Source organism: Pseudomonas sp. 3296 (assembly GCF_031456615.1).
Taxonomy (GTDB): Bacteria; Pseudomonadota; Gammaproteobacteria; order Pseudomonadales; family Pseudomonadaceae; genus Aquipseudomonas; species Aquipseudomonas mucoides.
The window spans coordinates 779,265-803,452 of sequence record NZ_JAVDUY010000001.1 but is presented as its reverse complement, the minus strand read 5'-3'; the positions used below and the strand labels follow the sequence as shown (position 1 = coordinate 803,452).

The 24,188-nt window shown below is 57.6% G+C and carries 22 protein-coding genes; 18 read left to right on the top strand and 4 right to left on the bottom strand.

Features of this window, described 5'->3' with window-relative positions; all coding sequences use genetic code 11:
* Positions 1–104: 104 nt before the first annotated feature.
* Both J2X66_RS03830 and J2X66_RS03825 read left to right on the top strand, forming a co-directional pair.
* On the top strand, positions 105–416 hold the full coding sequence (locus J2X66_RS03830) for a DUF485 domain-containing protein (protein WP_027922411.1): 312 nt from the start codon (positions 105–107) through the stop codon (positions 414–416).
* Complete coding sequence (locus tag J2X66_RS03825; RefSeq protein ID WP_310261058.1) at positions 413–2,071, top strand: cation acetate symporter; 1,659 nt, start codon at positions 413–415, stop codon at positions 2,069–2,071. The genes J2X66_RS03830 and J2X66_RS03825 overlap by 4 nt, the downstream gene beginning before the upstream one ends.
* Before the next feature lie 271 nt (positions 2,072–2,342).
* Here the strand turns inward: J2X66_RS03825 and gltA are convergent, their stop codons facing one another.
* Positions 2,343–3,632: a citrate synthase gene (gltA, locus tag J2X66_RS03820; protein WP_007945132.1), complete on the bottom strand. Its 1,290-nt coding sequence runs from the start codon at positions 3,630–3,632 to the stop codon at positions 2,343–2,345.
* A 363-nt stretch (positions 3,633–3,995) separates the two neighbouring features.
* Between gltA and sdhC the strand changes: the two genes are divergently transcribed.
* The 12 genes from sdhC (at position 3,996) to J2X66_RS03760 (ending at position 18,360) form a co-directional block, all read left to right on the top strand.
* On the top strand, positions 3,996–4,370 hold the full coding sequence (sdhC, locus tag J2X66_RS03815; RefSeq protein WP_027922413.1) for a succinate dehydrogenase, cytochrome b556 subunit: 375 nt from the start codon (positions 3,996–3,998) through the stop codon (positions 4,368–4,370).
* A complete protein-coding gene (gene sdhD, locus J2X66_RS03810) occupies positions 4,364–4,732 on the top strand; it encodes a succinate dehydrogenase, hydrophobic membrane anchor protein (RefSeq protein WP_027922414.1) in 369 nt (122 codons plus the stop codon). Before sdhC ends, sdhD begins: the two co-directional genes overlap by 7 nt.
* Before the next feature lie 3 nt (positions 4,733–4,735).
* Complete coding sequence (gene sdhA / locus J2X66_RS03805) at positions 4,736–6,511, top strand: succinate dehydrogenase flavoprotein subunit (RefSeq protein ID WP_027922415.1); 1,776 nt, start codon at positions 4,736–4,738, stop codon at positions 6,509–6,511.
* An 11-nt stretch (positions 6,512–6,522) separates the two neighbouring features.
* Positions 6,523–7,227 (top strand): succinate dehydrogenase iron-sulfur subunit, encoded by a 705-nt coding sequence (locus J2X66_RS03800; RefSeq protein WP_010456852.1) that lies wholly within the window; start codon positions 6,523–6,525, stop codon positions 7,225–7,227.
* 261 nt (positions 7,228–7,488) lie between these two features.
* A complete protein-coding gene (locus J2X66_RS03795; RefSeq protein WP_310261048.1) occupies positions 7,489–10,320 on the top strand; it encodes a 2-oxoglutarate dehydrogenase E1 component in 2,832 nt (943 codons plus the stop codon).
* Positions 10,321–10,362: 42 nt separating this feature from the next.
* A complete protein-coding gene (gene odhB / locus J2X66_RS03790; protein ID WP_033056077.1) occupies positions 10,363–11,583 on the top strand; it encodes a 2-oxoglutarate dehydrogenase complex dihydrolipoyllysine-residue succinyltransferase in 1,221 nt (406 codons plus the stop codon).
* Positions 11,584–11,679: 96 nt separating this feature from the next.
* A complete protein-coding gene (lpdA, locus tag J2X66_RS03785; RefSeq protein ID WP_310261045.1) occupies positions 11,680–13,116 on the top strand; it encodes a dihydrolipoyl dehydrogenase in 1,437 nt (478 codons plus the stop codon).
* Positions 13,117–13,311: 195 nt separating this feature from the next.
* A complete protein-coding gene (gene sucC, locus J2X66_RS03780) occupies positions 13,312–14,478 on the top strand; it encodes an ADP-forming succinate--CoA ligase subunit beta (protein WP_007898980.1) in 1,167 nt (388 codons plus the stop codon).
* Positions 14,478–15,359 (top strand): succinate--CoA ligase subunit alpha, encoded by an 882-nt coding sequence (sucD, locus tag J2X66_RS03775; protein WP_027922418.1) that lies wholly within the window; start codon positions 14,478–14,480, stop codon positions 15,357–15,359. The genes sucC and sucD overlap by 1 nt, the downstream gene beginning before the upstream one ends.
* A 322-nt stretch (positions 15,360–15,681) precedes the next feature.
* A complete protein-coding gene (gene brnQ, locus J2X66_RS03770; RefSeq protein ID WP_310261040.1) occupies positions 15,682–16,995 on the top strand; it encodes a branched-chain amino acid transport system II carrier protein in 1,314 nt (437 codons plus the stop codon).
* A 226-nt stretch (positions 16,996–17,221) separates the two neighbouring features.
* Complete coding sequence (locus J2X66_RS03765; protein ID WP_027922420.1) at positions 17,222–17,959, top strand: DUF599 domain-containing protein; 738 nt, start codon at positions 17,222–17,224, stop codon at positions 17,957–17,959.
* A complete protein-coding gene (locus J2X66_RS03760) occupies positions 17,959–18,360 on the top strand; it encodes an MAPEG family protein (RefSeq protein WP_027922421.1) in 402 nt (133 codons plus the stop codon). The genes J2X66_RS03765 and J2X66_RS03760 overlap by 1 nt, the downstream gene beginning before the upstream one ends.
* Before the next feature lie 67 nt (positions 18,361–18,427).
* On the opposite strand, the gene J2X66_RS03755 is transcribed toward J2X66_RS03760, so the two are convergent.
* On the bottom strand, positions 18,428–18,661 hold the full coding sequence (locus J2X66_RS03755; RefSeq protein ID WP_123434097.1) for a hypothetical protein: 234 nt from the start codon (positions 18,659–18,661) through the stop codon (positions 18,428–18,430).
* A 156-nt stretch (positions 18,662–18,817) separates the two neighbouring features.
* On the opposite strand from J2X66_RS03755, the gene J2X66_RS03750 reads away from it, so the two are divergent.
* From J2X66_RS03750 to J2X66_RS03735, 4 genes are all read left to right on the top strand, one after another.
* Positions 18,818–19,294 carry a PaaI family thioesterase gene (locus tag J2X66_RS03750; protein WP_310261034.1) on the top strand — a complete coding sequence of 159 codons (477 nt, stop codon included), beginning with the start codon at positions 18,818–18,820 and terminating at the stop codon, positions 19,292–19,294.
* Positions 19,291–19,743, top strand: a complete 453-nt coding sequence (locus J2X66_RS03745; RefSeq protein ID WP_310261031.1) for a PaaI family thioesterase — start codon at positions 19,291–19,293, stop codon at positions 19,741–19,743. Before J2X66_RS03750 ends, J2X66_RS03745 begins: the two co-directional genes overlap by 4 nt.
* Positions 19,744–19,823: 80 nt before the next feature.
* Complete coding sequence (gene htpG, locus J2X66_RS03740; protein WP_310261028.1) at positions 19,824–21,728, top strand: molecular chaperone HtpG; 1,905 nt, start codon at positions 19,824–19,826, stop codon at positions 21,726–21,728.
* A 68-nt stretch (positions 21,729–21,796) separates the two neighbouring features.
* Positions 21,797–22,525 carry a dienelactone hydrolase family protein gene (locus J2X66_RS03735; protein ID WP_310261025.1) on the top strand — a complete coding sequence of 243 codons (729 nt, stop codon included), beginning with the start codon at positions 21,797–21,799 and terminating at the stop codon, positions 22,523–22,525.
* Between the two features lie 117 nt (positions 22,526–22,642).
* On the opposite strand, the gene J2X66_RS03730 is transcribed toward J2X66_RS03735, so the two are convergent.
* Together J2X66_RS03730 and J2X66_RS03725 are read right to left on the bottom strand one after the other, a co-directional pair.
* Entirely contained in the window at positions 22,643–23,515 is an 873-nt protein-coding gene (locus tag J2X66_RS03730) for a pirin family protein (RefSeq protein ID WP_310261022.1), read from the bottom strand.
* Positions 23,516–23,576: 61 nt separating this feature from the next.
* The gene (locus J2X66_RS03725; protein ID WP_310261019.1) at positions 23,577–23,993 is read right to left on the bottom strand and encodes an OsmC family protein; all 417 of its coding nucleotides are present in this window, start codon (positions 23,991–23,993) and stop codon (positions 23,577–23,579) included.
* Positions 23,994–24,188 lie beyond the last annotated feature (195 nt).

Below are 24,188 nucleotides of genomic sequence, written 5' to 3'. Positions count from 1 at the left end.
ATTCTGTCATGTCGTTCTAATACTAAGGTCGTCTGGAACCTGTTCCGCAGCCGCATAGAGTGGATAACGTTCCAACTTTAATCTGTGCTGCGAGGATAAAAACAATGAACGACAGCATTTACCTCTCGATTCAAAACAGCCCGCGTTTCAAGGAGCTGGTTAGCAAGCGAGAAAAGTTCGCCTGGATTCTTTCGGCGATCATGCTTGGGCTTTACTCCGGATTCATCCTTTTGATTGCTTACGGGCCGCATGTGCTGGGGGCGAAAATCGGCCCTGAGTCTTCGATTACCTGGGGGATACCGATTGGTGTCGGGCTGATTCTCTCGGCCTTTATCCTGACTGCAATCTACGTACGACGCGCCAATGGCGAATTCGACGACCTGAACAATGCGATTCTCAAGGAGGCTCAGCAATGATCCGGCGTCTGATGGCTCTATTGAGCATTGCGGCGTTTGCGCCGGGTGCGTGGGCGGCTGAAGCCCTGACGGGTGAAGTGCACAAACAACCGCTCAACGTTTCCGCGATCCTGATGTTTGTGGCGTTTGTCGGCTTGACCCTGTGCATCACTTATTGGGCTTCCAAGCGCAACAACTCGGCCGCTGACTACTATGCGGCGGGCGGCAAGATCACCGGTTTCCAGAACGGCCTGGCGATTGCCGGTGACTACATGTCCGCGGCGTCCTTCCTGGGTATTTCCGCCCTGGTGTTCACCTCCGGCTACGATGGGCTGATCTACTCGATCGGCTTCCTGGTGGGCTGGCCGATCATTCTGTTCCTGATCGCCGAGCGCCTGCGTAATCTGGGCAAATATACCTTTGCCGACGTAGCGTCCTACCGCCTCGGGCAAACCCAGATTCGCACGCTGTCCGCGTGTGGTTCGCTGGTGGTGGTGGCGTTCTACCTGATCGCGCAAATGGTTGGTGCCGGCAAGCTGATCCAGCTGCTGTTCGGTCTCGACTACTACGTCGCGGTGATCCTGGTCGGTATCCTGATGTGCATGTATGTGTTGTTCGGCGGCATGCTGGCAACCACCTGGGTGCAGATCATCAAGGCTGTCTTGTTGCTGTCCGGTGCCTCGTTCATGGCTCTGATGGTGATGAAACACGTCAACTTCGACTTCAACGTGCTGTTTTCCGAGGCGATCAAGGTTCACCCTAAAGGTGAAGCGATCATGAGCCCCGGCGGACTGGTGAAAGACCCGATCTCGGCGTTCTCCTTAGGGCTGGCACTGATGTTCGGTACCGCTGGCCTGCCGCACATTCTGATGCGCTTCTTCACCGTGAGTGACGCAAAAGAAGCGCGCAAGAGCGTGCTGTATGCAACCGGCTTCATCGGTTACTTCTACATCCTGACTTTCATCATCGGCTTCGGCGCGATCCTGCTGGTCAGCACCAACCCGGCCTTCAAAGATGCGGCGGGCGCGCTGTTGGGCGGCAACAACATGGCGGCGGTGCACCTGGCCAACGCGGTGGGCGGCAGTATTTTCCTGGGCTTCATCTCCGCGGTCGCGTTTGCAACCATCCTGGCGGTCGTGGCTGGCCTGACGCTGGCAGGTGCTACGGCGGTGTCTCACGACCTGTACGCCAGTGTGATCAAGAAGGGCAAGGCTAACGACAAGGATGAAATCCGCGTCTCGAAGATCACCACCATCGCCCTGGGCGTGTTGGCGATCGGCCTGGGCATTCTGTTCGAAAGCCAGAACATCGCGTTCATGGTGGGCCTGGCGTTCTCCATCGCGGCGAGCTGTAACTTCCCGGTGCTGCTGCTTTCCATGTACTGGAAGAAACTGACCACGCGCGGTGCGATGATCGGCGGCTGGCTGGGCCTGGTGAGTGCTGTTGGCTTGATGGTGCTTGGGCCGACCATCTGGGTGCAGATCCTGCATCACGAGAAGGCAATCTTCCCGTATGAATACCCGGCGCTGTTCTCGATGGCGATTGCCTTTGTCGGTATCTGGTTCTTCTCGATCACTGACAAGTCGACCGCGGCTGATAACGAGCGCGCGCTGTTCTTCCCTCAGTTTGTGCGTTCGCAGACAGGCTTGGGGTCGAGCGGGGCGGTTTCCCACTAAGGCTTCAGGTTGGGCTATGTAAGTTGCGTTAAACAGAAATGCCCCGGTCGAGAGATCGGGGCATTTCTGTTTGTCCGCAGGTTGGGAGGTGTGGTGTCAGGGCTGACACCTTCGCGAGCAGGCTCGCTCCTACAGGGTGTGTGTACGACACCTAATTCCTGTAGGAGTGAGCCTGCTCGCGATGGCGATAGTGCAGGCACAAACAAAAACGGCCTCTATATAAATAGAGGCCGTTCCCGGTACAACTTAAGACGTTATCGCAAGACAGGTCTTATTTGCGGTCTTCCAGCTTGGTGATGTCACGCGACTCGTAGCCGGTGTACAGCTGGCGCGGGCGGCCAATCTTGTACGGGCTGGAGAGCATTTCTTTCCAGTGGGAGATCCAGCCGACAGTCCGCGCCAGGGCGAAGATCACGGTGAACATGCTGGTTGGAATGCCGATCGCCTTGAGGATGATCCCCGAGTAGAAGTCGACGTTCGGGTACAGCGAGCGTTCGATGAAGTACGGGTCGGTCAGGGCGATCTCTTCCAGGCGCATGGCCAGTTCGAGTTGCTTGTCGTTCTTGATACCCAGTTCTTTCAGTACTTCGTCGCAAGTCTGCTTCATGACGGTAGCGCGTGGGTCGCGGTTTTTGTAAACCCGGTGACCGAAGCCCATCAGTTTGAACGGATCGTTCTTGTCCTTGGCCTTGGCGATGTACTTGTCGATGTTCGAGACATCGCCAATTTCATCGAGCATGGTCAGAACGGCTTCGTTCGCACCGCCGTGGGCAGGGCCCCACAGAGCAGCGATGCCGGCGGCGATACAGGCGAACGGGTTGGCACCCGAAGAGCCGGCCAGACGAACGGTAGATGTCGATGCGTTTTGCTCGTGGTCGGCATGGAGGATGAAGATCCGGTCCATAGCCTTGGCGAGCACCGGGCTGATCGGTTTGATCTCGCACGGGGTGTTGAACATCATGTGCAGGAAGTTTTCCGCGTACGTCAGGTCGTTGCGCGGGTACATCATGGGTTGACCCATGGAGTACTTGTAAACCATCGCTGCCAGGGTCGGCATCTTGGCAACCAGGCGGATCGCGGAGATTTCGCGATGCTGCGGGTTATTGATGTCGAGGGAGTCGTGGTAGAAGGCCGAGAGGGCGCCGACTACGCCGCACATGACGGCCATCGGGTGGGCGTCGCGACGGAAGCCGTTGAAGAAGGTCTTCAGCTGCTCGTGAACCATGGTGTGGTTCTTCACGGTGCTGACGAACTGGGCCTTCTGTTCTGCGGTCGGCAGTTCGCCATTGAGCAGCAGGTAGCAGGTTTCCAGGTAGTCCGACTTTTCAGCCAGCTGTTCGATCGGGTAGCCGCGGTGCAACAGAATGCCGTTGTCGCCGTCGATATAGGTGATCTTCGACTCGCAGGAAGCTGTCGACATGAAACCAGGGTCAAAGGTGAAACGGCCCGTGGCCGTCAGGCCCCGAACGTCGATAACATCGGGACCAACGGTGCCGGTTAAAATGGGCAGCTCGACGGGGGCTGCGCCCTCGATGATCAACTGCGCTTTTTTGTCAGCCATGTGGCCTCCTATTTATGCTTGAAATCATCAGACAGACCCCCCACGCAGGGCCCGCACCACTATAGTGAGATAAATTCGAATGTCAATTTGCCTAAAGTCTTGCTCCAGAAGGCTTTAACCGGACTTTTTCCTCGAAATTGACTGCCATTTACGCCTTTTATCCAACTTGTGCAATCAGCTATTAGGGGGAGGTGAACGCGTTGTCATTAGTAGCCTAACTGTCTATACTCGGCCTCCGACCGCCAGGGGCTTTTGGGCCTGCTTTATTGGGGGTCGCACTCCCTGGGTGGTGGGTACCTGACCAGTGCACTCCCCAACAACTTTGCCCTGATTGTTAGGGGCTCTTCAGTGTGAAAAAAAGCCGTGAATAGCCAACGACCTGTAAACCTAGACCTAAGGACCATCAAACTCCCAGTCACTGCTTACACGTCCATTCTTCACCGAATCTCCGGTGTCATCCTCTTTGTCAGCCTGGCCATCATGCTTTATGCATTGGACAAGTCGCTGAGCTCCGAGGAAGGCTTCGGTCAGGTGAAAGCGTGTCTGACCAGTCCGCTAGCCAAGCTAGTGATTTGGGGAATCCTGTCCGCCTTGCTGTATCACCTGGTAGCCGGTGTGCGCCATTTGATCATGGACATGGGCATCGGCGAGTCGCTTGAAGGCGGCAAACTGGGCTCGAAAATCGTTATCGCCGTTTCCGTGGTGGTAATCGTTCTGGCAGGAGTTTGGATATGGTAACTAACGTCACGAACCTGTCGCGTTCGGGCCTCTATGACTGGATGGCACAACGTGTGTCTGCGGTCGTTCTCGCGGCTTATTTCATTTTCCTGATCGGATACGTCGTTGCCCATCCAGGCATCGGCTACGCCCAATGGCATGAACTGTTCGCAAGCAACTGGATGCGTATTTTCAGTCTCCTGGCTCTTGTTGCCCTCGGCGCTCACGCCTGGGTCGGCATGTGGACCATCGCGACCGACTACCTGACGCCAATGGCGTTCGGCAAGTCCGCGACTGCAATACGTTTCCTCTTCCAGGCAGTATGCGGCGTCGCGATGTTCGCGTACTTCGTCTGGGGTGTGCAGATTCTTTGGGGTATCTGATTCATGTCTACTACAGTTAATACGCTTTCGTTCGACGCCATCATTATTGGCGGCGGCGGTGCTGGCATGCGCGCTGCGCTGCAGCTGGCACAAGGTGGTCACAAGACTGCCGTCGTTACCAAGGTTTTCCCGACTCGTTCGCACACTGTATCCGCCCAGGGTGGCATCACCTGCGCCATCGCCTCGGCAGATCCGAACGATGACTGGCGCTGGCACATGTACGATACCGTCAAGGGTTCCGACTATATCGGTGACCAGGACGCTATCGAATACATGTGTTCCGTAGGCCCGGAAGCAGTTTTCGAGCTCGAGCACATGGGTCTGCCGTTCTCCCGTACCGAACAGGGTCGCATCTATCAGCGTCCGTTCGGCGGTCAGTCGAAAGACTTCGGTAAAGGTGGCCAGGCTGCCCGTACGTGCGCCGCTGCCGACCGTACCGGTCACGCGCTGCTGCACACCCTGTACCAGGCCAACCTGAAGGCCGGCACCGTATTCCTCAACGAATACTACGGCGTCGACCTGGTGAAGAACGAAGACGGTGCCTTTGTCGGCATGATCGTCATCTGCATCGAAACCGGCGAAACCTCCTACGTCCGCGCTAACGCCACCGTTCTGGCGACTGGCGGTGCAGGCCGTATCTACTCGTCCACCACCAACGCCCTGATCAACACCGGTGACGGCGTCGGCATGGCTCTGCGTGCTGGCGTGCCGGTACAAGACATCGAAATGTGGCAGTTCCACCCAACCGGCATCGCCGGCGCCGGTGTACTGGTGACTGAAGGCTGCCGCGGTGAAGGCGGTTACCTGATCAACAAGCACGGCGAGCGTTTCATGGAGCGTTATGCTCCGAACGCCAAAGACCTGGCGGGTCGTGACGTAGTTGCCCGTTCGATGGTTAAAGAAATCATCGCCGGCAACGGTTGCGGTCCGGATGGCGACCACGTAATGCTGAAACTCGATCACCTCGGTGAAGAAGTTCTGCACAGCCGTCTGCCAGGCATCATGGAACTGTCCAAGACCTTCGCCCACGTCGATCCAGCCGTGGCGCCGATTCCGGTCGTTCCAACCTGCCACTATATGATGGGCGGCGTGGCCACCAACATTCATGGCCAGGCAATCACTCAAGACGCTGACGGCAAGGACCAGATCATTCCTGGCCTGTTCGCTGTAGGCGAAGTGGCGTGCGTATCGGTTCACGGTGCCAACCGTCTGGGCGGCAACTCGCTGCTCGACCTGGTGGTATTCGGCCGTGCCGCCGGCCTGTTCCTGGAACAGACCCTGAAAGAAGGCGTCGACTACGCGCGCCCTCGCCAGTCCGACATCGACGCAGCCCTGGCGCGTCTCGATGGCCTGAACTCGCGTACCGAAGGTGAAGACGTCGCTACCCTGCGTAAAGAACTGCAAAGCTGCATGCAGAACTACTTCGGTGTGTTCCGTACCGGCGAATACATGCAGAAGGGTATCGCCCAGCTCGCTGACCTGCGTGGCCGTATCGCCAACGTCAAGATCAACGACAAGAGCCAGGCGTTCAACACCGCTCGTATCGAAGCGCTGGAGCTGCAGAACCTGCTGGAAGTGGCCGAAGCTACTGCCATCGCTGCAGAGATCCGCAAAGAGTCCCGCGGCGCTCACGCCCGTGAAGACTACGAAGACCGCGACGACGAAAACTGGCTGTGCCACACCCTGTACTTCCCGGGTGACAAGCGCGTAACCAAGCGTGCTGTGAACTTCTCGCCGAAGACTGTTCCGACTTTTGAACCTAAGATTCGGACTTATTAAGGGTGGCCGCCATGTTGCAAGTCAGTGTTTATCGCTACAACCCTGATCAGGACGCCGCGCCGTTCATGCAGGAATTCCAGGTCGATACCGGTGGTAAAGACCTGATGGTGCTGGACGTGCTGGCCCTGATCAAAGAGCAGGACGAAGGTTTCTCCTATCGTCGCTCTTGCCGTGAAGGTGTTTGCGGTTCCGACGGCATGAACATCAACGGCAAAAACGGTCTGGCCTGCGTCACGCCGCTGTCTTCTGTCGTAAAAGGTAACAAGCTGATCGTTCGTCCGCTGCCAGGTTTGCCGGTTATCCGTGACCTGGTCGTCGATATGAGCATCTTCTACAAGCAATACGAGAAGGTTAAGCCATACCTGCAGAACGACACGCCGGCTCCGGCCATCGAACGTCTGCAGACCCCTGAAGAGCGTGAAAAGCTTGACGGTCTGTACGAGTGCATCCTGTGCGCTTGCTGCTCGACTTCTTGCCCGTCCTTCTGGTGGAACCCGGACAAGTTCCTGGGTCCAGCTGCTCTGCTGCAAGCGTATCGCTTCCTGGCAGACAGCCGCGACACCAAGACTGCCGAGCGTCTGGCTTCGCTGGATGACCCGTTCAGCGTATTCCGCTGCCGCGGGATCATGAACTGCGTCAACGTCTGTCCGAAAGGCCTGAACCCGACTAAGGCCATCGGTCACGTACGTAACATGCTGCTGCAAAGCGGCGTGTGATTCAGCTGCTGTAACTGCAAGACCGTTGTACCGAAGATGCTACGGCGCAGGCTTCAACCGGCGCCGTAGTCTTAACCTGAGCAGCAGCCCATAAAGCTGCGGCTCTTATTTTGAAGAAATGAGACAAGCAGGGGCATCCGGGCTGGTACCCGGACTATCAGCGTGATCCTAAGTGGCTTGTTTTGGTCGCTGCATTCGGACTTCTGCAAGTTTGCTCGGTGTCGACGCCGGTGGTGTTCCCCTAACCGAGGGTGACCAAGCATGCAAGAAAGCGTGATGCAGCGCATGTGGAACAGCGCCTACCTATCCGGTAGTAACGCTGCCTATGTGGAAGAGCTCTACGAGCTCTACCTGCACGACCCTAACGCTGTGCCAGAAGAGTGGCGCACCTACTTCCAGAAGTTGCCGGCTGACGGCAACACTGCCACCGATGTTTCGCACTCCACAATTCGCGATCATTTCGTCTTGCTGGCAAAGAACCAGCGCCGCGCACAACCGGTTTCCGCCGGCAGCGTGAGCAGTGAGCACGAGAAGAAGCAAGTTGAAGTGCTGCGATTGATCCAGGCCTACCGTATGCGTGGCCACCAGGCAGCCCAGCTTGATCCGCTGGGGCTGTGGCAGCGTCCTGCACCTGCAGACCTGTCAATCAATCATTACGGCTTGACCAATGCCGATCTTGATACGACCTACCGTGCCGGCGACCTGTTCATCGGCAAAGAGGAGGCGAGCCTACGCGAAATTCACGAAGCGTTGCAGCAGACATATTGCCGCACCATCGGCGCTGAATTTACGCATATCACCGATTCCGAGCAGCGCCAGTGGTTCCAGCAGCGTCTGGAAAGCGTACGCGGCCGTCCGACTTACTCCGCCGACATCAAGAGCCACCTGCTCGAGCGCGTCACCGCCGGCGAAGGTCTGGAAAAATACCTGGGCACCAAATACCCGGGTACCAAGCGTTTCGGCCTGGAAGGCGGCGAGAGCCTGATTCCAATGCTCGACGAGTTGATCCAGCGTTCCGGTTCCTACGGCACCAAGGAAATCGTCATCGGCATGGCCCACCGTGGTCGTCTGAACGTATTGGTCAACACCTTCGGCAAGAACCCGCGGGAGCTGTTCGACGAGTTCGAAGGCAAGAAGAAGGTCGAGCTGGGTTCCGGTGACGTTAAATACCACCAGGGCTTCTCGTCCAACGTGATGACCGCCGGCGGTGAAGTTCACCTGGCCATGGCGTTCAACCCGTCCCACCTGGAAATCGTTTCCCCGGTGGTTGAAGGTTCGGTTCGCGCCCGTCAGGATCGTCGTAACGACCCTACCGGTGAGAAGGTTCTGCCGATCTCCATCCACGGTGACGCTGCATTCGCAGGTCAGGGCGTGGTCATGGAAACCTTCCAGATGTCGCAGACCCGCGGTTTCAAGACCGGCGGTACTGTTCACATCGTGATCAACAACCAGGTCGGTTTCACCATCAGCAATCCGCTGGATTCGCGCTCCACCGAGTACGCGACCGACGTTGCGAAAATGATCCAGGCGCCGATCCTCCATGTGAATGGTGATGATCCGGAAGCCGTATTGTTCGTGACCCAGCTGGCCATCGACTACCGCATGCAATTCAAGCGTGACGTGGTGATCGACCTGGTCTGCTACCGTCGTCGTGGCCACAACGAGGCCGACGAGCCAAGTGGCACCCAGCCAATCATGTATCAGCAGATCACCAAACAGCGCACCACCCGTGAGCTGTATGCCGATCGTCTGACCCAGGCCGGCGTGCTGGACGTTGAGCGTGTTCAGGCGAAAGTCGACGAATACCGCAACGCGCTGGACAACGGTCTGCATGTTGTAAAAAGCCTGGTCAAAGAGCCGAACAAAGAGTTGTTCGTGGACTGGCGTCCGTATCTGGGCCACGCCTGGACCGCGCGTCACGACACGCGTTTCGATCTGAAAACCTTGCAGGAACTGTCCGCCAAGCTGCTGGAAATTCCGGAAGGCTTCGTGGTTCAGCGCCAGGTCTCGAAAATCTACGAAGACCGTCAGAAAATGCAAGCCGGCGGCTTGCCGATCAACTGGGGTTACGCCGAAACCATGGCGTACGCGACCCTGGCGTTCGAAGGTCACCCGATTCGCATGACGGGTCAGGACATCGGTCGCGGTACGTTCTCGCACCGTCACGCTGTCTTGCACAACCAGAAAGACGCGGGCACCTACATCCCGCTGCAAAACCTGTACAAGGGCCAGCCACGTTTCGACCTGTACGATTCGTTCCTGTCCGAAGAAGCCGTGCTGGCGTTCGAATACGGTTACTCGACCACCACGCCTGAGGCGCTGGTGATCTGGGAAGCGCAATTCGGCGACTTCGCCAACGGTGCCCAGGTGGTTATCGACCAGTTCATCACCAGTGGCGAGCACAAGTGGGGCCGTCTCTGCGGTCTGACCATGCTGCTGCCGCACGGTTATGAAGGTCAGGGGCCGGAGCACTCGTCGGCTCGTCTGGAGCGTTACCTGCAGCTGTGCGCCGAGCACAACATTCAGGTAGCCGTACCGACCACGCCGGCTCAGATCTACCACTTGCTGCGCCGTCAGGTGATTCGCCCGCTGCGCAAGCCATTGATCGTTCTGACTCCGAAGTCGCTGCTGCGTCACAAATTGGCTATTTCGACCCTGGAAGATCTGGCCGAAGGTTCGTTCCAGACCGTGATCCCGGAAATCGACGCCCTGGACCCGTCCAAGGTCGAGCGCATTGTTCTGTGTAGCGGCAAGGTCTACTACGACCTGCTGGAAAAACGCCGTGCCGAAGGTCGTGACGACATCGCCATCGTGCGTATCGAGCAGCTGTACCCATTCCCTGAGGACGACTTGAAAGAAGTCCTGGCTCCTTACACCAACGCCAAACATGCCGTCTGGTGTCAGGAAGAGCCGATGAACCAGGGTGCCTGGTACTGCAGCCAACACCACTTGCGTCGCAGCGTCAGCAATCTCAACAAGTCTCTCGTACTCGAGTACGCGGGCCGTGAGGCTTCTGCTGCACCTGCTTGTGGTTATGCGTCGATGCACGCTGAGCAGCAGGAAAAACTGCTGCAAGACGCCTTTACTGTTTAACGCCTTCGCGCACCTGAAACCGAATTTAAGGACTCACAGATAATGGCTATCGAAATCAAAGCCCCCACCTTCCCGGAATCGGTTGCCGATGGCACCGTTGCCACCTGGCACAAACAACCGGGTGACGCTGTAAAGCGTGACGACCTGATCGTCGACATCGAAACCGACAAGGTTGTGCTGGAAGTGTTGGCGACTGCTGACGGCGTACTGGGCGCTATCGTCAAGAACGAAGGCGACACCGTTCTGTCCGACGAAGTCCTGGGCTCCATCGAAGCGGGCGGCGCTGCTGCTGCCCCGGCTGCCGCTGCTGCTCCGGCCGCTGCCCAAGCTGCTGCTCCAGCCGCTGAAGGCGAAGACGATCCTGTTGCTGCACCGGCTGCTCGCAAGCTGGCTGAAGAAAACGGCATCAACATCGCTTCCGTTGCCGGTACCGGCAAAGGCGGTCGTGTGACCAAGGAAGACGTGGTTGCAGCGGTTGCTGCCAAGAAAGCCGCTCCGGCTGCGGCGCCTGCCAAGGCTGCTGCTCCTGCTGCCGCCGCTCCTGTGTTCGCCGCTGGCGACCGCATCGAGAAGCGCGTTCCGATGACCCGCGTTCGCGCTACCGTGGCCAAGCGTCTGGTAGAAGCTCAGTCGAACATGGCGATGCTGACCACTTTCAACGAAGTCGACATGACCGAAGTCATGGCCCTGCGTTCGAAGTACAAGGACCTGTTCGAGAAGTCCCACAACGGCGTACGCCTGGGCTTCATGTCGTTCTTCGTGAAAGCGGCCACCGAAGCGCTGAAACGCTTCCCGGCTGTCAACGCTTCGATCGACGGCGCTGACATCGTTTACCACGGCTACGCCGACGTTGGTGTTGCTGTTTCCAGCGACCGTGGTCTGGTTGTACCGGTTCTGCGTAACGCCGAACTGATGAGCCTGGCTGAAATCGAAGGCGGCATCGCTACCTTCGGTAAGAAAGCCCGTGACGGCAAACTGTCGATGGACGAAATGACCGGCGGCACGTTCACCATCACCAACGGTGGTACCTTCGGTTCGATGATGTCGACCCCGATCGTCAACCCGCCGCAAGCGGCTATCCTGGGCATGCACAACATTCTGCAGCGTCCGATGGCGATCAACGGTCAGGTCGTTATCCGTCCGATGATGTACCTGGCTCTGTCCTACGATCACCGTCTGATCGATGGCAAAGAAGCTGTGACCTTCCTGGTTACCATCAAGAACCTGCTGGAAGACCCGGCTCGTTTGTTGCTGGATATCTGATAGAAGCGGCCGCAGGTTTCAAGCTCCAGTCTGCACGAAAGGGCAGTCTGACTTGAGGCTTGCGGCTTCAAGCTTGCAAAAAAGAGGATTTTTTGAATGTCGCAGAAATTTGACGTAGTAGTGATCGGCGCGGGCCCTGGCGGCTACGTAGCTGCCATCAAAGCAGCTCAGCTGGGTCTCACCACCGCCTGCATCGAGAAGTACACCGACAAAGAGGGCAAGCTGGCCCTCGGCGGTACTTGCCTGAACGTCGGCTGCATTCCATCCAAGGCGCTGCTGGACAGCTCCTGGAAGTTCCACGAAGCCCAAGACGGCTTCGCGATCCACGGTATCAACCACGCTGGCGTGACCATGGACGTGCCAGCAATGGTCGGCCGTAAAGCCAACATCGTCAAAGGCCTGACTTCGGGTGTTGCCACCCTGTTCAAGGCTAACGGCGTGACCTCGATCCAGGGCCATGGCAAACTGCTGGCCGGCAAGAAAGTCGAAGTCACCAAGCCTGATGGTTCGGTAGAAATCATTGAAGCCGAGAACGTGATTCTGGCTCCAGGTTCGCGTCCGATCGACATTCCACCCGCTCCGGTTGACCAGAATGTGATCGTCGATTCGACTGGCGCGCTGGAATTCCAGTCTGTACCTAAGCGTCTGGGCGTGATTGGCGCTGGCGTGATCGGTCTGGAACTGGGTTCGGTCTGGTCCCGTCTGGGCGCAGAAGTGACCGTTCTTGAAGCGCTGGACACCTTCCTGATGGCCGCCGACGCTGCCGTTTCCAAGGAAGCGCTGAAAACCCTGACCAAACAGGGTCTGGACATCAAGCTGGGCGCTCGCGTGACCGGTTCCAAAGTGAACGGCGACGAAGTCGTTGTGAACTACACCGATGCCAACGGTGAACAGAACATCACTTTCGACAAGCTGATCGTAGCCGTTGGTCGCCGTCCGGTGACCACTGATCTGCTGGCTGCCGATTGCGGCGTGACTCTGGACGAGCGCGGTTTCGTGCACGTTGACGATCACTGCGCCACCACCGTACCGGGCGTTTACGCCATCGGTGACGTGGTTCGCGGCATGATGCTGGCTCACAAAGCCTCGGAAGAGGGCATCATGGTTGTCGAGCGCATCAAGGGCCATAAAGCCCAGATGAACTATGACCTGATCCCTTCGGTTATTTATACTCACCCGGAAATCGCGTGGGTCGGTAAAACCGAGCAGGCCTTGAAAGCTGAAGGCGTAGAAGTTAACGTCGGCACCTTCCCGTTCGCAGCCTCTGGCCGTGCCATGGCCGCCAACGATACCGGTGGTTTCGTCAAAGTCATCGCCGATGCCAAGACTGACCGCGTATTGGGCGTCCACGTGATTGGCCCGAGCGCTGCAGAACTGGTTCAGCAGGGCGCGATCGGTATGGAATTCGGTACCAGCGCTGAAGACCTGGGCATGATGGTTTTCTCCCATCCGACCCTGTCTGAAGCCTTGCACGAAGCTGCTCTGGCAGTGAATGGCGGCGCCATTCACATCGCCAACCGCAAGAAGCGTTAAGACAATAAGAAACCACGGCGGTATGGCCCGTCGTGAGCCTTGCATGCAAGACTCACCGCGGAATATCCGCTGGACGCAGTCTTGCGTAGCTGCACCGGTTGTCCGGAAGGCTACGCAAGCAGCAGTCACAGGTGGTGCGGCACTTGAACAAGTGCAGCACCGAATGCGCAGTACCTAACGAAGACGGTAATAAGCATGAATCTTCACGAGTATCAGGGTAAGCAGCTGTTCGCTGAATACGGCCTGCCAGTTTCCACCGGTTACGCAGTAGACACCCCGGAAGCAGCAGCAGAAGCTTGCGACAAAATCGGCGGCACCGAGTGGGTTGTCAAAGCCCAGGTCCACGCTGGTGGTCGCGGTAAAGCGGGCGGCGTTAAGCTGGTTCGCAGCAAAGAAGACGCTAAGGCATTCGCACAGCAGTGGCTGGGCAAGCGTCTGGTGACTTACCAGACTGACGCCAATGGTCAGCCAGTCACCAAGATCCTGGTTGAATCGTGCACTGATATCGCTAAAGAGCTGTACCTGGGCGCTGTCGTTGACCGTTCGAGCCGTCGTATCGTGTTCATGGCTTCCACCGAAGGTGGCGTGGACATCGAAAAAATCGCTCACGACACTCCAGAAAAAATTCTGAAAGCCACTATCGATCCACTGGTTGGCGCTCAGCCATTCCAGGGTCGCGAGCTGGCATTCCAGTTGGGTCTGGAAGGCAAGCAAGTTGCTCAGTTCGCCAAGATCTTCGTAGGTCTGGCCAAGCTGTTCAAGGATCACGACCTGGCTCTGCTGGAAGTGAACCCGCTGGTGATCAAGGCTGACGGCGATCTGCATTGCCTCGACGCCAAGATCAACATCGACGCCAACGCCATGTACCGTCAGCCTAAGCTGAAGACTTTCCACGATCCGTCGCAAGACGATCCGCGCGAAGCGCATGCTGCCAAGTTCGAACTGAACTACGTAGCACTGGAAGGCAACATTGGTTGCATGGTCAACGGTGCTGGCCTGGCCATGGGTACCATGGACATCGTCAACCTGCATGGCGGCAAACCAGCCAACTTCCTCGACGTGGGCGGCGGTGCTACCAAAGAACGCGTTACCGAAGCGTTCAAGATCATCCTGTCCGACACTAACGTCGCTGCAGTATTGGTCAACATCTTCGGCGGCATCGTTCGTTGCGACATGATTGCCGAAGGCATCATCGGCGCAGTGAAAGAAGTCGGCGTGAAAATCCCGGTTGTTGTTCGCCTTGAAGGCAACAACGCTGAGCTGGGCGCTAAAGTACTGGCAGAAAGCGGTTTGAACATCATCGCTGCTACCAGCCTGACCGACGCTGCTCAACAAGTCGTTAAAGCTGCGGAGGGCAAATAATGAGCGTCCTGATCAATAAAGACACCAAAGTTATCTGCCAGGGTATTACCGGTTCGCAAGGTAGTTTCCACACCCAGCAAGCTCTGGAATACGGCACCAAGATGGTTGGCGGCGTAACTCCGGGCAAAGGCGGCACCGAGCACCTGGGTCTGCCAGTGTTCAACACCGTTAAAGACGCTGTAGCTGCCACTGGCGCCACCGCCAGCGTGATCTACGTTCCGGCTCCTTTCTGCAAGGACTCGATCCTGGAAGCAGCCTTCGGCGGCATCAAGCTGATCGTTTGCATCACTGAAGGCATTCCTACCCTGGACATGCTGGACGCTAAAGTTAAGTGCGACGAGCTGGGTGTAGTCCTGATCGGCCCTAACTGCCCAGGCGTGATCACTCCAGGCGAATGCAAGATCGGCATCATGCCAGGTCACATTCACTTGCCAGGCAAGGTCGGTATCGTTTCCCGTTCCGGCACCCTGACCTACGAAGCTGTTAAGCAGACTACTGACGCCGGTTTCGGTCAGTCGACTTGCGTCGGCATCGGCGGTGACCCGATCCCGGGTTCGAACTTCATCGACATCCTGAAGCTGTTCCAGGAAGACCCGAAGACCGAAGCGATCGTGATGATCGGTGAGATCGGCGGTTCGGCCGAAGAAGAAGCGGCTGCCTACATCAAGGCACACGTGACCAAGCCGGTTGTTTCCTACATCGCTGGTGTGACTGCCCCTGCAGGCAAGCGCATGGGCCATGCTGGCGCAATCATCTCTGGCGGCAAGGGCACTGCAGACGAGAAGTTTGCTGCCCTGGAAGACGCAGGCGTTAAAACCGTGCGTTCGCTGGCAGACATCGGCAAGGCTTTGTCCGAGCTGACCGGTTGGGCGATGAAGTAAGCCTCGCGCTTAATTCACGCTTCACCAAACAAAGGCCACCTTCGGGTGGCCTTTGTCGTTTCCGGGGCTTTTGTGGCGAGCGGGCTCTGCTTAGGTAAATTAGATATGTAAACGCGACACAGAAACGTCGCGTATCGGATAGTTCGCCCTCTAACAGTGCGCTTTCAAGTCAAATTCGTTAGGCTAGCCGCCATTTTTGCGTGCGCGACCCACAAGGTTGCTACGCGCTAAAGGGTCAGTCTCATACGGACCGACAGCATTTCCCTCACCCCACAGGGAAATCCCTCTCTAAATTCCGATTCAGTAGTGTGGTATTTCCTTAATGAAAGTGTTGAAAGGCCAGGACATCCTGGCACTTGGTTTTATGACGTTTGCCCTGTTTGTCGGGGCTGGCAACATCATCTTCCCGCCTATTGTCGGTTTGCAGTCCGGGCCTAATGTCTGGATGGCGGCGCTGGGCTTTTTGATCACCGCGGTCGGTTTGCCGGTGATCACGGTTGTCGCGCTGGCGAAAGTCGGTGGTGCGATGGATGCCCTGAGCAGCCCGATCGGTAAAATCGCCGGGGGCCTGCTGGCTGCCGCGTGCTACCTCGCTGTCGGCCCGCTGTTCGCCACCCCGCGCACCGCGACCGTATCGTTCGAAGTAGGCCTGGCGCCGTTGACCGGCGAGAGCCCATTGGCGCTGTTCCTCTACAGTTCGGTGTACTTCCTGCTGGTGTTCTTCATCTCGCTGTATCCGGGCCGTTTGCTGGATACCGTAGGGCGTTTCCTCGCACCGATGAAGATCATCGCCCTGGCCGCGCTCGGCATCGCCGCGTTCGCGTTGCCGGCCGGTGATATTGGCCAGGCCACGCCTGAATACATAGCAGCACCGTTTTCCCAAGGTTTCATTAATGGTTACCTGACCATGGATACCTTGGGCGCCTTGGTGTTCGGCATCGTCATTGTCAACGCGATCCGCTCCCGAGGCGTGGAATCGCCGGTGCTCATCACCCGCTACGCGATCATCGCCGGGCTGATTGCCGGCGTAGGCCTTGCGCTGGTTTACGTCAGCCTGTTCCGTCTCGGTTCGGGCAGCCATGAAGTGGCCGCCGGTGCAACCAACGGTGCGGCGGTATTGCACGCCTACGTTCAACACACCTTCGGTTCGTTGGGCAGCGGTTTCCTTGCGGTATTGATCTCGCTGGCCTGCCTGGTGACGGCGGTCGGCCTGACCTGCGCCTGCGCCGAGTACTTCAGCCGCGTGCTGCCACTGTCCTACAAGACCTTGGTGATCATCCTGGCGGTTTTCTCCTTGTTTGTGTCCAACCTGGGCCTGACCAAGCTGATTGCGTTCTCGATCCCGGTACTGACCGCGATTTACCCGCCCTGCATTGCCCTGGTAGCCCTGAGCTTTTGCAAGGACTTCTGGCATGAGCAGGGCCGCATTGTCGGTCCAGTGATGCTGGTGTCGTTCATCTTCGGCCTGATCGACGCGCTCAAGGGCGCAGGTCTGGCGGACTGGATGCCGACTCAGTTGTCGCACCTGCCGCTGAGCGAGCAGGGCCTGGCGTGGCTGGTGCCTTCGGTCATGACCCTGGTGGTCGCGGTGGTTTGCGATCGTCTGCTGGGCAAGCGCGAAGAAGCGCTGGCTTAAGCCGCTTCATGGCTCGCCACAAGCGGGCCTCAAGCACACATGGAAATGCCCCGTATCAATCGATACGGGGCATTTTTTTTGGAGGGGGTGCAGTGTCTTTTTCCTTAAGCTAACGTCGAACATCTAACTTGTAGGAGCAAGGCTTGCCCGCGATGACGATCTCCAAGACGCCATCGCGGGCGAGCCTTGCTCCTACGGGTTTAATCAACGTCTCACAAGGACCTGCATGTCGTTCATCCACGCCAACCTGATCCACATCCTCGCCGCGCTCTGGTTTGTCATCTGCTGGGGCGGTTATACCCGGTACGCCTCATGGAAGGGGCGCGACACAGCGTGCCTGGCCAGCGTGTTGCACCTGTACCGCGAAGACTGGATGCGCCGCATGCTGCTGCGCGATAACCGCATCGCTGACGCCAGTGTGATCGGCAACCTGGAGCGCAACGCCTCGTTTTTCGCTTCCAGCACCTTGATCATCCTGGCTGGCATCCTCACCGTGCTCGGCGCTTCCGAAAGGGCGGTGTCGTTGCTGGCAGATATTCCGATGGTGCAACAGGCGTCCCAGGGCATGTCCGAGATCAAGTTGCTGTGCCTGGCGCTGGTGTTTGTCTATGCGTTCTTCACGTTCAGCTGGTGCATGCGCCAGTACAACTTCGCGGCGATTCTGGTGGGCTCCGCGCCGATGGTGGGTGAGCGCCACGTGTCCGAACAGGAACGCAAAGCCTTTGCGGCTCGTGCGGCTCGGGTCATCTCGATGGCGGCCAACCAGTTCAACTTCGGCCTGCGTTCCTATTATTTCGGCATGACCATGCTGGCCTGGTTTGTCAGCCCGTGGCTGTTCATGCTGATGAGTGCCGGCGTAGTGCTGGTGTTGTATCGCCGGGAGTTTCATTCCGACGTTCTCGACGTGATGGTCTATACCCCTACAGAGGCACCCTTGCCCGAGGCGAACAGAGAGGCTGTTTGATGAGTATTCCGTTCTGGTGTGTGTTTATCAGCGCATTACTGATTTACGTGGCCCGCATCCCGGTGGCGAAGGCGATGAAAGAGCAGGGCGGTTACAACAACCACGCCCCGCGCGAGCAACAGGCGCACCTCACTGGTTTCGGCGCCCGTGCCGTGGCCGCGCATCAGAACTGTTTCGAGGCCTTTATATTGTTTGCCGTGGGGGTGTTGATGGCGCACACCACGCAAACGGCGGGGTGGCTGATCGACCTGCTGGCGATCATCTTTGTGATCACACGGGTTATTTACTTGCTGTGTTACTGGGGCGATTTGCCCTGGCAGCGCAGTCTCGTCTGGGTTGTCGGTTTCGTCTGTTCATTGTTATTGATGATTAGTCCGACTTTTAGAACCGTTTTGCTCTAGCGGTGCGAATCGCAGGCAAAAGAAAACCCGCACTTGGCGGGTTTTCTTTATCACGCTAAAAACTGATTTAGTTCTTAGGTGCTTCTTTTGCGGCGGCTTCGTTCGATTCAGCCTGAGCTTTGGCAGCTTCGGCGTTTTCTTTCGCAGCGTCGTTCACTTTATCCTGAGCTTTGTTCATGTCTTGCTGAGCTTGCTCAGCATGTTTAGTCGCATCTTGAGCTTTGTCCTCGGATTTTTTATCGCAAGCAGCGAGACCGAGGGAAGCGGTCAACATCAAGGCAATAGCTAAAGTCTTACGCATGGGGTGTTTCTCCTTATGGATATAACTACTGGCCTTTCGAGCACAGCCCACAGCGTTAAGTTCCTCAATTCGTTCAGATATATAAGTTTGTGATGCAGTGGAACTTTTGCCCGCAGGCGAGCTACTTTGATCGAGCACTAAGAAGAGTTTTTTAAAATGGCCGAAAACCCCGTTTTTGAGCGTGCGACGCGATTCATGTCGGCGTTGCGTCATTGTCAGGTCCTCGGGCTGCGAGTTCACAGCGCCAGTAATGACGGACTAACGGTCATCTTGCCCTACAGCCCGCAAATCGTCGGCGACCCGCAAACCGGCGTCATTCATGGCGGTGCGCTGACATCGCTCATGGATACCGCGTGCGGCATGTCGACCCTGTGCGTGCTGCCCGAATTCGAGGTTTGCCCGACCCTTGATTTGCGCATCGATTACATGCACGCCGCCGAGCCGCATAAGGACGTCTATGGCTTCGCCCAATGCTATCGAGTGACCACTGATGTGATTTTCGCCCGTGGTTTTGCCTATCAGGACGATCCCGAGCACCCCATCGCCCACGTCGTCGGCACGTTCATGCGCATGGGCAAAGCCATCAAAGGCACCAAAGGCTTTGGCGGCGTCATCGGCGGAGGTGCGCAATGACTGATTCTTTCAAGGAACAACTGCAGCAGGCTCACGAGAAGGGCGATTACGCCTCGCTGTTGCACCTGATTCCCTACGCCAAACTGATCGGCGTCGAATGTTCGCGGGTGGGGGATGATCTGCTGTTTCGCCTGCCAGCCAACAAGGACAACATTGGTAACCCTTTACTGCCGGCAATTCATGGCGGTGTGATCGCCGGGTTCATGGAGCTCTCGGCGGCGCTGCACCTGCTGATCTTCACCGGTTCACCGGGCGTGCCGAAAATCATCGACTTCTCCCTGGACTACCTGCGCGCCGGGCAGTTTCGCGATACCTGGGCCAAATGTCAGGTGTGCCGCCAGGGGCGCCGGGTCGCCAACGTGGCCGTTACCGCCTGGCAAAGCACCGAAGCCGAGCCCATTGCGACGGCTCGCGCCCATTTCAAAATCGAAGAGCCCTTGAAATCCTGAACACAGCCCCCAACTTTGATGACATCCCGCCGCCGACCCTCAAGGTCGCGGTTTAGCCATCTGATTGGAGTTTGATGACCATGAGTGTGGAAACTCAAAAGGAAACCCTGGGCTTCCAGACCGAGGTGAAGCAATTGCTGCACCTCATGATCCATTCGCTTTATTCCAACAAGGAAATTTTCCTTCGCGAATTGATCTCGAACGCCTCTGACGCTGTCGACAAATTACGTTTCGAAGCCCTGTCCAAGCCTGAGTTGCTGGAAGGTGGCGCCGAACTGAAAATCCGTGTGAGCTTCGACAAGGACGCCAAAACCGTCACCCTCGAAGACAACGGCATCGGCATGAGCCGTGAAGATGCGATCACCCACCTGGGGACCATCGCCAAATCCGGCACTGCCGATTTCATGAAACATCTCTCCGGCGATCAGAAAAAAGACTCGCACCTGATCGGTCAATTCGGTGTGGGTTTCTATTCTGCATTCATCGTCGCCGATAAAGTCGACGTGTTCAGCCGTCGTGCTGGTGCTGCTGCCAGCGAAGGCGTGCACTGGTCGTCCAAGGGTGAAGGCGATTTTGAAGTTGCCACCGTTGATAAAGCCGAGCGCGGCACTCGCATCGTCCTGCACCTGAAAGCCGGTGAAGACGAATTCGCCGATGGCTGGCGTCTGCGCAACATCATCAAGAAGTACTCCGACCATATCGCTCTGCCGATCGAGTTGCCCAAAGAAGTGGCAGCTGTTGAAGGCGAAGAGCAACCGGCCGTTGAATGGGAAACCGTCAACCGTGCCAGTGCCCTGTGGACCCGTCCGCGTACCGAGATCAAGGACGAGGAATACCAGGAGTTCTACAAACACGTCGCTCATGACTTCGAGAACCCGCTGAGCTGGAGCCACAACAAGGTCGAAGGCAAGCTTGAATACAGCTCGCTGCTGTACGTGCCGGCCCGTGCTCCATTCGACCTGTACCAGCGTGAAGCGCCGAAAGGCCTGAAACTGTACGTGCAGCGCGTGTTCGTGATGGATCAGGCCGAGTCGTTCCTGCCGCTGTACCTGCGCTTCATCAAAGGCGTGGTCGATTCCAACGACCTGTCGCTGAACGTGTCGCGGGAAATCCTGCAGAAAGATCCGATCATCGATTCGATGAAGTCGGCGCTGACCAAGCGCGTTCTGGACATGCTGGAAAAACTGGCGAAGAACGAGCCTGAGCAATACAAGAGCTTCTGGAAGAACTTCGGTCAGGTCATGAAAGAAGGCCCGGCAGAAGACTTCGCCAACAAAGAGAAAATCGCTGGCCTGCTGCGTTTCGCATCGACCAACGGTGAGGAAGGCGAGCAAGTGGTTGGCCTGGCCGAATACCTGGCTCGTGCCAAGGAAGGTCAGGACAAGATCTACTACCTGACCGGCGAAACCTACGCGCAAGTCAAGAACAGCCCGCACCTGGAAGTCTTCCGCAAGAAAGGCATCGAAGTGCTGCTGCTGACTGATCGTATCGACGAGTGGCTGATGAGCTACCTCAACGACTTCGACGGCAAGAGCTTTGTCGACGTGGCACGCGGTGACCTGGACCTGGGCAATCTGGACTCGGAAGAGGACAAGAAAGCTGCGGAAGAAGTCGCCAAGTCCAAAGAAGGTCTGGTTGAGCGTCTGAAAACTGCACTGGGCGACTCCGTTGCTGAAGTGCGGGTTTCCCACCGTCTGACCGATTCCCCGGCGATCCTGGCGATCGGCGAGCAGGACCTGGGCCTGCAGATGCGTCAGATCCTCGAAGCCAGCGGTCAGAAGGTTCCGGATTCGAAGCCGATCTTCGAATTCAACCCGGCTCACCCGCTGATCGAGAAGCTCGACAACGAGCAGAGCGAGGAGCGTTTCGGCGACCTGTCGCACATTCTCTTCGATCAGGCGGCACTGGCTGCCGGTGACAGCTTGAAGGACCCGGCCGCGTATGTGCGCCGTCTGAATAAGCTGCTGGTTGAACTGTCGGTTTAACTGCGTTGTAAAAAAAACCCGCTTCGGCGGGTTTTTTTCATTCTGGTGTCTTTAAGCAGGAGTGAGTCATGAACCAAATTACTGTTCGTTCTGTCGTTTATCAGATTGATGGTCAGCCCTATGAAGGCCGCCTGGCGTTCGATGCTGACCACCAAGGCCCGCGTCCGGGCTTGCTGATGGCGCCGAACTGGATGGGGGTCAGCGCCGGCGCCGAAGTGATTGCCAAGTCCGTGGCATCCAAGGGCTATGTGGTGCTGGTTGCGGACGTGTACGGTCAATCGGTTCGTCCGCAGAATGGCGATGAGGCGGGTGCTGCAATGATGCCGTTGAAACATGACCGTGCGTTGTTGCGCAAACGCCTGCAAGTAGCGTTCGAGCAGCTGCAAAGCCAAGCTGAAGCAGAGGTCGATACCTCGAAACTGGCGGCATTCGGTTTCTGTTTTGGTGGTTGCTGCGCGCTGGACCTGGCCCGCACGGGTGCACCATTGAAAGCGGCAGTCTCGTTCCACGGCACACTTGATTCACCTGACCCGGCGGATGCGAAAAACATCAAGGGCTCGGTGTTGGTGCTGCACGGCGCGGCCGATCCGCTGGTGCCTGAAGAGCAACTGCCGGCCTTCGAAGCGGAAATGAATGCGGCGGGCGTGGATTGGCAATTGCTGAGCTACGGCGGGGCGGTGCATTCCTTTACCGATCCGCATGCCAATGTCCCAGGCATGATGATGTATGACGCGAAGATAGCGGCGCGGGCGTTTACGTCGATGCACAATTTGCTGGATGAAGTGTTTAAAGGCTGATTACTGCTTTCTGCACTGAACATCTCGTTGTTAGTGCAGGACTCTTCGCGAGCAGGCTCGCACAGGGAAATGCGTTCCAATGTGAAAGCGAGCCTGCTCGCGAAGGCAGTGCATCGATCACCGAGGCATTGAAGGCAGTTCGATCCGCTCACTTTCCCCCGGCACCGTCGGCCAATCCCCGGCCGCCCAGCGCCGCCGCGCCTCATCGATAACCGCCGGATCACTCGCGACAAAATTCCAGTTGATCCGCCGTGGCCCGTCCAGTGGCGCGCCGCCAAACAACACGGCGTGACAGTCGCTCTCGGCAAACAGCATCATCTCTTCCCCCGCTGGCAACACCACCAGCGCATTCGGTTCCAGCGCCTCGCCATCCAGCTGCGCTTCACCGCTCAGGACATACAACGCGCGCTCTTCATGCTCGGTGGGAATCAGCAGCGTGGTCGCCGTCTGCAGGTTTAATTCCGCGTACAACGTAGGAGAAAGCACCGGCACCGGCGATTCCAGGCAAAAGCCTGACCCGGCAATCATGCGGATCTTCACGCCAAGGTTATCGCTGACCGGCAAGGTGCTCGCCGGATGATGGCTGTAGTGCCCCGGACCCTGTTCATGTTCCTTGGGCGAGGCCAGCCAGATCTGCAAGCCGTGCATCGTAAAGCCACTGTCTTTCAACGCTTCGGGTGTGCGCTCGACATGGGCAATCGCGCTGCCGGCGGTCATCCAGCTGACATCGCCGGCATTGACCACCTGATCGGAACCGAGGCTGTCCTTGTGCTGGATTTGCCCTTCAAACAGATAGGTGAGGGTCGACAGGCCGATGTGCGGATGCTGACGGATGTTCATGCCTTTGCCCGCCGGATAGCGGGTTTTCAGCATGTGGTCGAAGAACACAAAAGGCCCGACGCTGCGGCATTTGGCAGACGGCAACGGGCGAAAAATCGGCTGGCCTTCAACATCTTCGGCGCGGGGGCGAATCACGAGCGGAGTGTTCATGCTGCATTCCAGGCTGAGCGGGCGATGCGTGGAGCATAACCCGCTTGCGCCACCGTTGCCGCTATTGGCTGAATGCACCTTCGGACAAGTGGGTCTCGATGCTGACGTCGGTGGTGGTCATCAGTTTGTGGACCGGGCAGCGGTCGGCTACGCGGTGCAATTCATCGCGCTGCGCATCGGTGAGCACACCCTTGAGGGTCAATTTGACGTGCAGGGCGTATTTGCCTTTCTGCTCTTCGCTGTTATCGCGTTTGACCTCGACGGTGACACCGGTCAGCGGGATGTCCTTTTTCTTCGCATACAGCTTCAGGGTCAAGGCTTTGCATGCGCCCAGGGCCGCATCGAAATAATCGTGGGGCTCTGGCGCCGAGCCCTCGCCGCCGGATGCGGTCGGCACATCGGCAAACAGTTCGTGGTCATCGATTTGAACGCTGTGGCGAAAACCTTCGGCGGAAACGGTATTGACGGTAACGGTCATGGAAAGCCTCCCAGGCTGGAAAAGTCGTTCGATCAAAAAAGACCTTGAAGTTATAGAGCACTCCTCCGCGGTCGCGTTCCACTTTATTGTGGGTTGATCACCGTTTGCTGAATGAAAACCGGATTACCGGCCGGCCGTGCGCGGTTGCGAATGAGCCGATCGCGGCCTATGGTCCAAGCGAGGTATTGCCTGCGA